Source organism: uncultured Bacteroides sp., assembly GCF_937912035.1.
Lineage (GTDB): Bacteria > Bacteroidota > Bacteroidia > Bacteroidales > Bacteroidaceae > Phocaeicola.
This window is the reverse complement of record NZ_CALDPF010000055.1, coordinates 63,990-77,080: the sequence shown is the minus strand read 5'-3', so window position 1 is coordinate 77,080 and position 13,091 is coordinate 63,990. Positions and strand designations below refer to the sequence as shown.

The window sequence follows — 13,091 nt, the reverse complement described above, 5'->3', positions numbered from 1 at the left end:
AACCCGATTTCTCTCCATCCGATGAATAAAAGTGCCCAGTCCGAAACCATTTCTTCACGAATTTCGGACTGGACCCTTTTTAAACTATCGCTATTTTATTTCAACCAGCCACTCATGGAACCTATAGTGCAATACATATTCGGATTGGCTATGACTGATAACTTTATCCCAAGAAATCCGGTTTACATCAATTTCCGCCCTTGCCAGCCACAAAGCATTTTCCATCACATAACGGTCTAAAGAAAGCTCAAGCATCATCCGGCTCAAATAAAAAGCAGACTGTTCATAGGCATACCATTTACCGCATGATTTTTTATCCATGATTTCTAACAGGCTGCTCATAACATTCTCCTTTATACTTAATACCGGATCTTGTAATAACGGATGTCATGATACCTGTCATGAGATGGTTGGTTATAATGACATCTCCACCTTCAGAAAGCATTTTGTCGATTTCTATGGCACCACTCCCTCTACATTTAAAAGTAAAGAAGATACGGAAGATAAAAAATAATCGTTAACAGCCAAATATTTTTTAGAATAAAAATCGTACCTTTGCAGCCAAATATATAGGTATAGTATGCAAGACATTAGAAACATTGCCATCATTGCCCACGTTGACCATGGTAAAACGACGTTGGTGGACAAGATGATGCTGGCGGGACACCTGTTCCGCGGAGACCAGACAAACGGTGAGCTGGTATTGGATAACAACGATTTGGAACGTGAAAGAGGTATAACAATCCTTTCAAAGAACGTATCAATCAATTACAAGGGTACTAAAATAAACATCATAGACACTCCGGGACACGCCGATTTCGGTGGTGAAGTGGAACGTGTGCTGAACATGGCAGACGGTTGTATTCTTTTGGTGGACGCTTTCGAAGGTCCTATGCCACAGACACGTTTCGTACTGCAGAAAGCTCTCCAGATAGGACTGAAACCAATCGTAGTAGTAAACAAGGTGGACAAACCAAACTGCCGTCCTGAAGAAGTACACGAAATGGTATTCGACCTGATGTTCAGCCTTAACGCAACTGAAGACCAGCTCGATTTCCCAGTACTGTACGGTTCGGCAAAAAACAACTGGATGGGTGAAGACTGGAAGACTCCTACAGACAGTATCACTCCACTGCTTGATGCAATCGTAAAATATATTCCTGCTCCACAGATTCTTGAAGGTACCCCACAGATGCTTATCACATCATTGGACTATTCTTCTTACACAGGACGTATAGCTGTAGGACGTGTACACAGAGGTACAATCAAAGAAGGAATGAATATAACATTGGCCAAACGTGACGGTACATTGGTCAAATCAAAAATAAAAGAAGTACATACATTCGAAGGTCTAGGACGTAAAAAAGTAGAATCGGTTTCTTCTGGTGATATCTGCGCAATAGTGGGTATAGAAGGTTTTGAAATCGGTGATACTATATGCGATTTCGAAAATCCAGAACCACTTCCACCAATCGCTATCGACGAGCCTACAATGAGTATGCTCTTTACTATAAACGACTCTCCTTTCTTTGGCAAGGAAGGTAAGTTTGTGACATCACGTCACATACACGACCGTCTGATGAAGGAACTTGACAAAAACCTTGCCCTCCGCGTGAGAAAGACTGAAAACGAAGATGGTAAGTGGATTGTTTCAGGACGTGGTGTGCTCCACTTGTCTGTACTTATCGAAACAATGCGCCGCGAAGGTTATGAGCTTCAGGTAGGTCAGCCACAGGTTATATTCAAAGAAATAGACGGAGTGAAATGCGAACCTATCGAAGAACTTACAATCAGCGTGCCTGAAGAATTCTCAAGCAAGATGATTGATATGGTGACTCGCCGTAAAGGTGAACTTACATCAATGGAAACTCAGGGCGACCGTGTAAACATTGAGTTCAATATGCCTTCACGCGGTATCATCGGTTTACGTACAAACGTACTTACTGCATCTCAGGGAGAAGCTATCATGGCACACCGCTTCAAGGAATACCAACCATATAAGGGTGAGATAGACCGCCGTACAAACGGTTCAATGATAGCCATGGAATCAGGTACAGCATTTGCATATGCAATAGATAAGCTTCAGGATAGAGGTAAGTTCTTTATCTATCCGCAGGATGAGGTTTATGCAGGACAGGTAGTAGGTGAACACGTACATGAGAATGACTTGGTAATCAACGTAACAAAATCGAAGAAGCTTACAAACATGCGTGCTTCCGGTTCAGACGACAAGGCGCGTATTATTCCTCCGGTAATATTCTCACTTGAAGAAGCGTTGGAATACATCAAGGAAGACGAATACGTAGAAGTTACTCCTAAGAGTATGCGTATGCGTAAGATAATACTTGACGAAACTGAACGTAAACGTGCAAACAAGAACTGATAAGAAATAATTAGAATAAATGAAACGAGGAAGAAAATGATTTTCTTCCTCGTTTCATTTATTCTAATTTCAAAATTTTCTTACACAGTTTATAATAATAATATAAAAAGATAAAAATAGAGTTATTTGCTTCATTTAATTTTCTTAATAGTTCTACACTTACCTTCATTCCCATAGCATTATATACAGGTAACAACTCATTCATTATTATCTTTCTCCTCTTAGATAGAGATAGAGGCCATTTTATATTATCATTCTTTAAAAAAGTATCTATCCAGTTAAGAAATTCTATTGTAGACTTACATTTTTTATACAAAACTATAGGATTCAAGTTTTTTGAAGATGACGCATTAATACCACTTTCTCTCCACAATACTTTTGAATTTGGTATTGTATATATTCCATTTTTCTTAGCACAAGCAATAACAGCGGCATTATCAGTTCTATAAGCCAAGTCAAAATCTATAAATCCTCCAACTTGTTTAAAATGTTCAGTACGAAATACAAACTCTGGCATTCTTGCATCTATCTCATTACAATACAATTTCCTAAGGAATTCCAATGAAGATAAAACATCCGGAAATTCAGGACATTTGTCAATGATTTTACTATCCTTATCAATTATATTAATATTAAAATGGTATACATCATAATTATTATTTAACTCAATTGTTTTATAAAAGTTTTCTATACAATCTGACGCCATTACATCATCATCAGAGAACATAATAAAATACTCCTCATCATTAATAAGCTCAAAGCATCTATTCCACTGAGCAACAAGGTTTTTTCCACCCAAGTTTTCTGAAAAAAAATTATATTTTATCGAGAGTCGTGTTTCAAATTCTTTTATTATCGGAAATAAATTAAAAGGACTAGCATCATCTCCTATATATACATTAAACCTTTTATCTGTCTGTTCAGATAATGATGTTAATGTTTCTCCCAAAAACTCACACTTATAAGCTGGGATTATGACAGCAAGCCTATTATCATTCATGATTATCAATTATTTAGCGTACTTAATAAATAAATCCAAATATCCCCTCACACAATCGTCCCAATTGAATTTCTTAGAATTTCCTTTTATTCTATAAGAATAGCTGCTATCAGAATTAAAAAGAATCATTTTCTCTTGTACAATTTCCGCCATTTTCTGAGGCTCAAGTTCATCCCAATAAAAGGCTACATCTCCACCAATTTCTGGCAAACTAGTAAGTCTAGAAAGGAAGACAGGTTTTCCAAATGACATAGCCTCAATAGGAGGTAATCCAAATCCTTCACATAAAGAAGGAAACAAAAATGCTTCACATTTTGAATATAAATATGCTTTCTGATCTTCCGTAATATTGCTGAGTATATATATATTATTATATTTAGAATTCCTTATTCTTTGAATATTTTCCTCACCATAAGGATGATTCCAATCACCAACAATTAATAAATTACGTTCTGGAAGATAATCCATCATTTCTATCAACAAATGAACATTTTTCTTTGGAAGAAGGCTTGATATGTGAAACATAAAACTCTTTGGCAAATCAATATCAAAAAATTGTTGTCCAATAACTTTATCGGATAAATTTGTAACACCATTATAAATTACTCCACATGACTTATTTGTATGAAAATGGTTTTCAGTATCTTCTTGAGAAAAATTTGATATATAGTTTATATAATCTACTTTATTTACTTTCTTCTTAAAATGAAATATTTCACGTTCAAGATCACTACCAGTTTTCTCATAGAAAAAATTCACATCATGCACAGTCATCAGTTTTCTCTTCGCCCTTATATATTTTAAACATTTACAATATTGATGAGGTGCATAAAAAAGAGAAATACTAAAAGGATAAAAAAGAAGAATCCATCTCTTTTTTTTATTCACAGAAATATATTTTACATCATTTCCTAAACAACCATTATTATGTGGAGAAACAATAAAATACAATTCTATACCATAGTTTTCTCGTAACCAACTAGATTTTTTTACTATTCCTGAGAACAATTTATTACAAAATTCTCCAACACCTACATAAGGCGTATCTAATGAATATGCTTCTATTACTATCCTTTTCATTACTAATGAGATGTATAATTCACACAAAAATATGAATTAATTTCGTAAGATTATAATTATTGGACTATTAAAGCAGCTACGTATTTAGAAAAAGCACTACATACAAATTATAAAGTAAAAAATAATAACAGACCTAGCGAACCGACTATATTAAATTACAACATTCAATATTGTATATTTCCTACTTAAAAAATTACTATTCTTTTTAAATATGACTCATATCAAGTACTAAATTACACTTCGATGACTTGCATATATTGATTTTATTTACGAATATTGCATATAGAATTGTACTTTACATGGTTACTAGATAATAATATATAATCGTTTCCAGTAAACTAGTATTATCTATATAATATAATTAATTTTATTACAATCATCACTATTAATGGGAAAAACTGTATCTATAATTTTGCCATGTTATAATCAAGGAGAGTTTCTGACTGATGCCTTAGAGTCCATCTTGAAACAGACATACCATAACTGGGAAGCTATAATAATCAATGACGGTTCAACAGACAATACCGAAGAAATTGCCTTGAGATATGTAGCAAAGGATAATAGAATACAATACTTTGCGCAACCAAACAAAGGAGTTTCTGCAGCACGCAATAATGCAATAATGAATGCTATTGGAGAATTTATTCTACCTCTGGATCCTGATGATATTTTAGAGTCCACATATATCGAAAAATGTCTTAAAATGTTTGATGAACATAAAGATTGTATTTTAGCTTATTCAAAGACTACATTTTTCGGAGATAAACAAGGAGAATGGGATTTACCAGAATATGACTGTTACGCTTCATTATTGTTAGGCAATCGTATTGTTTGTACATCTTTATTTAAAAAAGAGGATTGCATTAAAATTGGAGGATATGACGAAAATATGCTTATAGGTCTAGAAGATTGGGAGTTTTATCTGCGTCTTTTAAATACCAATAAAAAAGTCTACCAAATAAAAGAAGCATTATTCAAATACAGAATCAAAGAAATATCAAGAAGTACTGAATGTGGGAAAGATGATAATTTCAAAAAAGTAATAATGTACGTATACAAAAAGCATTTTGATAAATACATTCAATACTATGGTACACATATAGAGTTACTTCAAGAGTTGAATTATTATAAAGGGAAATATATAAAACATTACAATAAATGGTATCGAAAATTATGGTATAAGATATTCCCTAAACATTCAAAGAAGAAGAAATAATATTATATAATAAATAACTTTGTTGTAAATAAAAGAAAGATTAGATTCAATATATATGATTACAATTTTATAACTAATAATTCACAGAATCAGAAATATATAAAAATTTTTCTACCTTTGCTATATTACAACAAAATCCGTAATAATTACAACAATATGAGTCCGAACAAGCTCCAACAACAAGTAGTCGTATCAATGACTTCATTTCCTGCAGCAATATCATATGCAGCCGAAGCTATTAAATCAATACTTAACAGCTCTGTGCTTCCTGATAAAGTTGTACTATATCTTACATTTTCTCAATTTGGCGAAAACGGTATTCCAACGGAACTTATTGAATTATCAAATACTAATCCTATTTTTGAGATAAGAAATTACGATAAAGATATTAGATCATATCGTAAACTCATCCCTGCATTAATTGATTTTCCTGATGCAATAATTATAACTGTTGATGATGATGTATCATATCATAAACACATGATACGTGATTTATTGAATCTACATAAACAATACCCTAATGATATACTAGCACATCGTGCTAAATTAATGAAACCAGATAAGCCTTACCACAAATGGAAAAAATACAGATGGTATAGATTTATTTTAAAAAGAATACATTCAAACACAAGAAATATACAAACAGGCGTTGGTGGTGTATTGTATCCACCTCATTCATTAAAAACAGAAATGCTAGACGTTGAACTATTTACAAAAATTGCTCCAACAACAGATGATATATGGTTTTGGGCTGCAGGTGTTGCAAACGGCAGAACCGTCATACCCGTACCTTTTGGTTACAACAAGCCAAAAGGGCTTGAGAAGCCACGTGAATTATCATTAAAGACGATCAACTATAAATCAGGTATAGACAGAAATGCTGCAGCATTAAAAGCTATTCTTAATCAATATCCTGAGATAGGGAAAAAAATTGGACTATGACATTAATAATACCGTAAAATAATGAACGAAAAACAAAGAATTATAATATCTTTAACTTCATTTCCTGAAGCAATACCGTATGCTGTAGAATCAATAAAATCCATTCTACAGGGATCTTTGTTACCTGACAAGATTGTATTATATCTTGACTCTCAAAAATTTCCGGACAATACCATTCCTCAGGAGTTAGAAATGCTGAAATCCGATAATCCTATATTTGAAGTAAGATTTGACCCCAGCGAGATACGGTCGTACAAAAAACTAATTCCAGCCCTTAAAGATTTTCCCAACGACATAATTGTAACTATTGACGACGATATATACTATCCAAAGAATTTATTACGTAGTTTAGTCAGGTTACACCGTCTCTTACCGAATGCCATAATTGCTCATAGAGTAAGACGTATTCAGATTAATAAACCTTATAGTAAATGGAGAAAATATAAATGGTATGATTTTATTTTCAGAAGGCATCATTTCGATTATTTCGCAATGCAAACAGGAGTTGGCGGAGTATTATATCCCCCTAAATCATTAGATGAGAACATGTTAGATCCAGCACTATTCATGAAACTGGCTCCAACCAATGACGATATATGGTTTTGGGCAGCTGCAGTATCAAAAGGAACTTATGTTGTACCTGTTCCCAATGGCAGAAATATAGTTAAAGAAGTCGGTAAACCTGATAATTTAGCTTTAAAAGCAATTAATTTAAAATCTGGAGATGATCGTAACAAAGAAGCTCTTGATAAAATTCTTAATTATTATCCTCTGATAAGAAAAAAATTAGAGAACAATAAAAAATAAGCATTGCAAGACTAGCATCAATTGATTATTAAATAATTAGATAATATCTTACTAAGTAATTTAGTGTATATAGAAATACTAGATATTATGGTAAAGATATAATCTGGCTTCCTTACATTTTCAGTTATACATAGTATAAACTATAATACATAATAGAATTATTATCTATATGCCTAGTTTAAAGAAAATAGTAATAGACTCATATCCAATAACTACTCCATACGTTGGAGTTGGTGAATTTTGTAGACAAATAGGTAAAAGATTAAGTGAACGCGCTTTTGAACTGCGTTCACAATATGGTATAGAGTTATACTTTATTCTTCCTCCACAATTTAAAGGTTACTTCGGAAATAATGTACACTATATATGTATGCCAGCTCTACTTCGTGGTATAGCTCCATTTTATCCAATTAAAGCAGATCTATTTCATATTCCATACCAATATAATAAAATTAAAAATCTTTATTTTGCAAAGAAACAACTGCTAACAATTCATGATATAAACTTTATATACGAGAAAAAAAACGAAGAATTAAAAAAAGCAATAAATAAATTTAAGGGGAAAATAAACAAAACTGATTATATAAGCTATATATCTGAATTTGCATGTAAAGATACTGAGGAGCATTTCAATGTAAAACTACCTAAGAAAATTATATATAATGGAGTAACAGACCTTTCAAACTCATTCCAGGAAGAAACACTTCCAAGTAATTTACCAAAAAACTTTTTATTTCATATATCCAGTCTATTACCCAAAAAAAATGTGCATCTATTGGTAAAAATGATGAAATATCTTCCTGATTATAATCTTGTTATAGCGGGAAACTGGAATAGTAATTACGCAAAAAATATTAAACGTGAGATATCAGACAACAGAATTAATAATATATATATATTATCAAATGTAACAGAATCAGAGAAAGCTACACTTTATAAATTTTGTAAAGCATTTCTCTTTCCATCATTATGTGAAGGTTTTGGACTTCCTCCTATTGAAGCAATGAAGTTTGGCAAACCTGTGTTCCTTTCAAAGTTAACTTCTCTGCCTGAGATTGGTGGAAATGAAGCTTTTTATTGGGAAGATCTATCTCCCCAAAAGATGGCAGAAGTATTAAAGGATAAATTAGCATTATATGATGCTTCCAGCGATTATCCAGAAAGACTAATAAAAAGTGCCTCCCGCTTCAATTGGGACAACTGTGTTGACCAATATATTAAATATTATCTGGAAATATTGGGTATAGAAGAATAATTATTCTTCTATTTCATTCAAATCATATTGTTCAAAATAGCTAAAATCACGCAACGTGTTAATGCGGGCACGTCCACGTGCACGTTTAGCTAAGAATTCCTCGTATGATTTTACAGCATAATGATTTATGCGAATAACATCCTGTTGAGGTACACGGTCACGAAAGCCTTTTTTCAATGGTACCCCATGTGAATCTGCCGCCTGACCTGATATTCGTGCAGCCTCATGACATCCTACCATAGTACACACACGCCTAGGATCTACAATACTTTTTACGTGTGTATTAAGTCGATGATCTGGAAGAGAATGTTTCCTGAATCTATCCATAATATCACCAGGCACCTGTTTTTTAGCGCCACCACTTCCATATACCAACCAATTTATCTCTACAGATGAGAACTTCTCCATCCGACGTAGAAAGTCCGGAATGTTTTTATCCTTGATTGGAACTATAAATTCATCCAAATCAATAACTGCAATCCAACGTGCATCGGTACGATGTTTCTCAAAACAATTATCGTATACAGCCAATTGCTGCTTCCGACCAGGCCAGTAATTATATTCAACCAAACCGGATTCAATATAAGGAGAGAGAACTTCTTTGGTGCAGTCATTACTCTCATTATCGTATATATAGAATTTCTCCACCCCTTGTTTCCTATGCCACTCGATCCACTCTCTAAAATATGGTCCTTCATTTTTAGCTATAGCACATACCGCAAGATAATACTTTGGAACAGTCTTATCACGTTTCATCCGATATTTCAGCTTTATAGCATTCAATAGCCCATATCGAAGAATTCCACGCCACTTATTACGTGTCATTTTATAAGGAATGACCCCTGCTATTATTTCAGCCAGTACTTTATTCATCGGGATAAGGATTGAAGTTAAAATATTTACAGTTCAAAACTTGACTTTTCAGGAAGTATTGATTCAAAAGCATTATTTATATTCTCCATAACCTGTTCATAATTACGAATATGTACATTATCATTCAGACATATTAATTTGTATGATTGATTATAGATAGCTTTTACGGCCTGTTTTGGTCTGACCATTAGAGGAAACATTTTTGTGTCACTATATGTATTATATGGCTCAAAATTTCCCCGGCATATCTGCCATGTCCTGAACAGCTCAGGCGTATAGTCATTCAATGCACGGAATTTATTGACAGAAGTCTCAGTAAGTTCTTTTTCCGCCACAGCCCAAACTTCCTCAAAAGTACTCTTCAAATATGGTTGTGCGTTATGGGGAGTGCGTAAAGTAATAAACTTACCGTAAGGTTTAAGTATATAATTCCAACGTGCACGTGATCCATAACTTGGATGGAACCATTTATCATGGTCGCGTGCCATTACTTCTTTCTTATCAAAACAACGGTTTATTATTTTCAGATTATTCTTTATTCTCCGATACCATTGAGACCATGAAGGATTATATTGAAAAACTGCAATATCACATGGCAAACCATTACGGAAAAAACGTTCCTTTCCCGTAGGACTTATAATATAGAAATCATCATTGAAATAGACAAAATGTTCCGCCAAATCAGGTATCCGATGAATATATCGTTCTATAACCACTGAGTTATATGTAGGAAGGAACTGTTCAGGAATATAGTCTTTGTGATTGACAAGATTAATCTTAGGATTATTCTCGTCAAGCCAGGCTGGTTTCTGTCCACTTGTGACAAAATGTATTTTTCTTACCCATGGAGCAAATTTCTCAATTCCTCTGAACCAGTATTTCAGAAATCCATAGTCTCTGAATCTTGCTTTGGACACTCCATTCTTGGTATTTTCTTTCTTGCCCGAATATTTGGCAAATTCAGCCTGCCATTTTGGGTCATCCATATCAACCCATGTGACTACAAAATCTATATCCATAATTTTATTACTCTTTTCTCTTGATTTTACTTTACATTATTTCAACACAATTATATTGCATGTTTAAAACGATTGTGCGTCCATAAATAAAGTTCAGGAGCCGCTTTAATCATATCCTCCAACATACTGAAATAAATAGAAGTAAGTTCAAAATCGGGCAATGACTTCGGATTGTCGTGCATCTTAACAAACTCTGCCTCATAATACCCTCTTTTAACACGCCGTACTTTAATGAACAAAGCCTCGAAACCGTAATGTTTTGTTATTTTTTCAGTTCCTGTAAGCACAGGTACATTATGATTCAAAAATGGAATGAAATAGCGCGAATCTTGCTTCTTAGGTGACTGATCAGCTATAAAACCTATAATAGAGACCCTATTTTGAATTGAAAGTTCATTAATATAACGTGCCGTTTTACGCATTTCAACATTTACAGCCCCCATACGTGCACGGTTATTAAGAATGAGCCTGTTCATATCATCATTATGCAGTTCATGATATATCTGAGCCGCTACTACTCCTTCTTTTAGATGCAGAGGCATAGATGATATCCATTCCCAGTTTCCGTAATGGCCTAAATACAGAGATATTGATTTTCCCTCATTTAATAGTGAATTTACAGCTTCTACATTTTTAAACTTCATACGACAACTTATCTCTTTTCTAGAAATTGTTGCCATTTTAAAGCTTTCAAATATATTATCTGTAAAGAATTTATAGAATTTCTTTTCTATAAGTATAATCTCCTGCTCTCTTTTTTCAGGAAAAGACTCTATCAGGTTCTTACGCACAATTGTACGTCTGTATCGGACTATATAATATATTAAATAATAAATACAGTCCGATAAAAAATATAGCACTCTGAAAGGCAATATAGCCAACAACTTCATGAAAAAAGAAAGCAGGTGATATGTCATATTATTAATTTATTTCAGTACTTCTACCGCTTTTTCAATACGTCTGATAGTCTCCTCCTTACCAAGAAGTTCAGTAATATCAAACATATGAGGTCCTTTACACTCGCCCACAACAGCAAGACGGAATGCATTCATAACATTACCCATGTGGTATTCCTTCTCAGTAATCCAGCCGATAACTATATCTTCAGATGGTTTTGAACTGAAATCTTCAATACCACGAAGTACTTCTATAAGCTCGTTCATTATGCGAGGAGTATCTTCTTTCCAGCGTTTCTTGATATCCTTTTCAGCGTATGAATCCGGAGCCACGAAGAAGAAACGTGCCTGATCCCATAATTCCTTAACGAAGTTCACACGGCTCTTGACCAATGAAACTACAGAAGTTAAATAAGCATCACTATATGCAGATACATCCACACCATGTGCTGACAATACAGGCTTAAACAATTCTGCGATTTCAGCATCATCTTTCTTCAAGATATACTCATGATTGAACCAACGTGCCTTTTCATAATCGAATTTGGCCCCAGCCTTACTGCAACGATGCAAATCGAAAAGTTTTACCAGTTCGTCAAGCGACATAATCTCCTGGTCGTTACCTGGATTCCAGCCCAACAAGGCAAGGAAGTTGATAACAGCTTCAGGGAGATAACCTGATTCGCGGTATCCTGAAGAAATCTCACCACTCTTTGGATCATGCCATTCCAATGGGAATACAGGGAAACCAAGACGGTCGCCGTCACGCTTACTCAACTTACCGTTTCCATCTGGTTTAAGAAGCAAAGGCAAATGAGCGAACTCAGGCATTGTGTCTGCCCAACCGAATGCTCTGTAAAGAAGTACATGAAGCGGAGCAGAAGGCAACCATTCTTCACCACGTATTACGTGAGTAACTTCCATCAAGTGATCGTCAACAATATTTGCAAGATGATATGTAGGAAGCTCGTCAGCCGATTTGTACAGCACTTTATCATCAAGTATAGACGAGTTGATAACCACATCACCACGGATAATATCATTTACATGTACATCCTCATTAGGTTCTATCTTGAAACGTACTACATACTGTTTTCCTTCAGCGATAAGAGAATCTACCTCTTCTTTACTCATAGACAATGAGTTGCGCATTGAAAGGCGTGTAGTAGCATCATACTGGAAATTAGGGATTTCCTTTCTCTTGGCATCAAGTTCTTCAGGAGTATCGAAAGCAATATATGCTTTACCGTTATCAAGCAGAACCTGAACGTATTTTTTATATATATCACGACGTTCCGACTGGCGGTAAGGTCCGTAGTTTCCACCAAAACTTACGCCTTCATCGAATTTGATTCCCAACCATTTGAACGATTCGATGATATACTCTTCCGCACCGGGAACGAAACGGTTTGAGTCAGTATCCTCTATACGGAAAATAAGGTCTCCGCCATGCTGACGGGCAAAGAGATAATTATACAAGGCAGTACGCACACCGCCGATATGCAACGCACCTGTAGGGCTAGGCGCGAAACGAACTCTTACTTTTCTTTCTGACATATTGATTTTCAACTAAAATATTACGCAAAAGTAATCTAATTTTCCCGTTTTTTGCTTATTTTG

At 34.4% G+C, this 13,091-nt stretch carries 12 protein-coding genes; 5 read left to right on the top strand and 7 right to left on the bottom strand.

Annotated features, from left to right (window positions below):
* Positions 1 to 90: 90 nt before the first annotated feature.
* Entirely contained in the window at positions 91 to 342 is a 252-nt protein-coding gene (locus Q0486_RS15270; protein WP_008781377.1) for a hypothetical protein, read from the bottom strand.
* A 238-nt stretch (positions 343 to 580) separates the two neighbouring features.
* Between Q0486_RS15270 and typA the strand changes: the two genes are divergently transcribed.
* A complete protein-coding gene (typA, locus tag Q0486_RS15265) occupies positions 581 to 2,383 on the top strand; it encodes a translational GTPase TypA (RefSeq protein ID WP_154043765.1) in 1,803 nt (600 codons plus the stop codon).
* 58 nt (positions 2,384 to 2,441) lie between these two features.
* Here the strand turns inward: typA and Q0486_RS15260 are convergent, their stop codons facing one another.
* Together Q0486_RS15260 and Q0486_RS15255 are read right to left on the bottom strand one after the other, a co-directional pair.
* Positions 2,442 to 3,383 (bottom strand): glycosyltransferase, encoded by a 942-nt coding sequence (locus tag Q0486_RS15260; protein WP_299235294.1) that lies wholly within the window; start codon positions 3,381 to 3,383, stop codon positions 2,442 to 2,444.
* A 9-nt stretch (positions 3,384 to 3,392) separates the two neighbouring features.
* Positions 3,393 to 4,463, bottom strand: coding sequence for a glycosyltransferase family 1 protein (locus Q0486_RS15255; protein WP_299235291.1), 1,071 nt, complete (start codon positions 4,461 to 4,463; stop codon positions 3,393 to 3,395).
* A 388-nt stretch (positions 4,464 to 4,851) separates the two neighbouring features.
* Between Q0486_RS15255 and Q0486_RS15250 the strand changes: the two genes are divergently transcribed.
* The 4 genes from Q0486_RS15250 (at position 4,852) to Q0486_RS15235 (ending at position 8,683) form a co-directional block, all read left to right on the top strand.
* Positions 4,852 to 5,679, top strand: a complete 828-nt coding sequence (locus tag Q0486_RS15250) for a glycosyltransferase family A protein (protein ID WP_299235288.1) — start codon at positions 4,852 to 4,854, stop codon at positions 5,677 to 5,679.
* A 156-nt stretch (positions 5,680 to 5,835) separates the two neighbouring features.
* Complete coding sequence (locus tag Q0486_RS15245) at positions 5,836 to 6,621, top strand: glycosyltransferase (protein WP_299235285.1); 786 nt, start codon at positions 5,836 to 5,838, stop codon at positions 6,619 to 6,621.
* Positions 6,622 to 6,642: 21 nt separating this feature from the next.
* Positions 6,643 to 7,428, top strand: a complete 786-nt coding sequence (locus Q0486_RS15240; RefSeq protein ID WP_299235282.1) for a glycosyltransferase — start codon at positions 6,643 to 6,645, stop codon at positions 7,426 to 7,428.
* A 169-nt stretch (positions 7,429 to 7,597) separates the two neighbouring features.
* Positions 7,598 to 8,683 carry a glycosyltransferase family 1 protein gene (locus Q0486_RS15235; RefSeq protein ID WP_299235279.1) on the top strand — a complete coding sequence of 362 codons (1,086 nt, stop codon included), beginning with the start codon at positions 7,598 to 7,600 and terminating at the stop codon, positions 8,681 to 8,683.
* On the opposite strand, the gene Q0486_RS15230 is transcribed toward Q0486_RS15235, so the two are convergent.
* Genes Q0486_RS15230 through gltX form a run of 4 tightly spaced genes read right to left on the bottom strand, consistent with a single transcriptional unit; the run spans position 8,684 to position 13,028 of the window.
* The gene (locus Q0486_RS15230) at positions 8,684 to 9,556 is read right to left on the bottom strand and encodes a glycosyltransferase family 92 protein (protein WP_299235276.1); all 873 of its coding nucleotides are present in this window, start codon (positions 9,554 to 9,556) and stop codon (positions 8,684 to 8,686) included.
* Positions 9,557 to 9,582: 26 nt separating this feature from the next.
* Entirely contained in the window at positions 9,583 to 10,575 is a 993-nt protein-coding gene (locus tag Q0486_RS15225; RefSeq protein WP_299235273.1) for a Stealth CR1 domain-containing protein, read from the bottom strand.
* 50 nt (positions 10,576 to 10,625) lie between these two features.
* Positions 10,626 to 11,492 carry a lysophospholipid acyltransferase family protein gene (locus Q0486_RS15220; RefSeq protein ID WP_299235270.1) on the bottom strand — a complete coding sequence of 289 codons (867 nt, stop codon included), beginning with the start codon at positions 11,490 to 11,492 and terminating at the stop codon, positions 10,626 to 10,628.
* A 9-nt stretch (positions 11,493 to 11,501) separates the two neighbouring features.
* The gene (gltX, locus tag Q0486_RS15215; protein WP_299235267.1) at positions 11,502 to 13,028 is read right to left on the bottom strand and encodes a glutamate--tRNA ligase; all 1,527 of its coding nucleotides are present in this window, start codon (positions 13,026 to 13,028) and stop codon (positions 11,502 to 11,504) included.
* Between the last annotated feature and the right edge of the window lie 63 nt (positions 13,029 to 13,091).

What these genes read in the sequence shown, in the direction of transcription:
- typA (WP_154043765.1), top strand. Translation starts at nt 581, where the DNA reads ATGCAAGACATTAGAAACATTGCCATCATTGCCCACGTTGACCATGGT.
- Q0486_RS15255 (WP_299235291.1), bottom strand. Translation starts at nt 4,463, where the DNA reads ATGAAAAGGATAGTAATAGAAGCATATTCATTAGATACGCCTTATGTA.
- Q0486_RS15220 (WP_299235270.1), bottom strand. Translation starts at nt 11,492, where the DNA reads ATGACATATCACCTGCTTTCTTTTTTCATGAAGTTGTTGGCTATATTG.
- Q0486_RS15235 (WP_299235279.1), top strand. Translation starts at nt 7,598, where the DNA reads ATGCCTAGTTTAAAGAAAATAGTAATAGACTCATATCCAATAACTACT.
- Q0486_RS15230 (WP_299235276.1), bottom strand. Translation starts at nt 9,556, where the DNA reads ATGAATAAAGTACTGGCTGAAATAATAGCAGGGGTCATTCCTTATAAA.
- Q0486_RS15245 (WP_299235285.1), top strand. Translation starts at nt 5,836, where the DNA reads ATGAGTCCGAACAAGCTCCAACAACAAGTAGTCGTATCAATGACTTCA.
- Q0486_RS15250 (WP_299235288.1), top strand. Translation starts at nt 4,852, where the DNA reads ATGGGAAAAACTGTATCTATAATTTTGCCATGTTATAATCAAGGAGAG.
- Q0486_RS15225 (WP_299235273.1), bottom strand. Translation starts at nt 10,575, where the DNA reads ATGGATATAGATTTTGTAGTCACATGGGTTGATATGGATGACCCAAAA.
- Q0486_RS15240 (WP_299235282.1), top strand. Translation starts at nt 6,643, where the DNA reads ATGAACGAAAAACAAAGAATTATAATATCTTTAACTTCATTTCCTGAA.
- gltX (WP_299235267.1), bottom strand. Translation starts at nt 13,028, where the DNA reads ATGTCAGAAAGAAAAGTAAGAGTTCGTTTCGCGCCTAGCCCTACAGGT.
- Q0486_RS15270 (WP_008781377.1), bottom strand. Translation starts at nt 342, where the DNA reads ATGAGCAGCCTGTTAGAAATCATGGATAAAAAATCATGCGGTAAATGG.
- Q0486_RS15260 (WP_299235294.1), bottom strand. Translation starts at nt 3,383, where the DNA reads ATGAATGATAATAGGCTTGCTGTCATAATCCCAGCTTATAAGTGTGAG.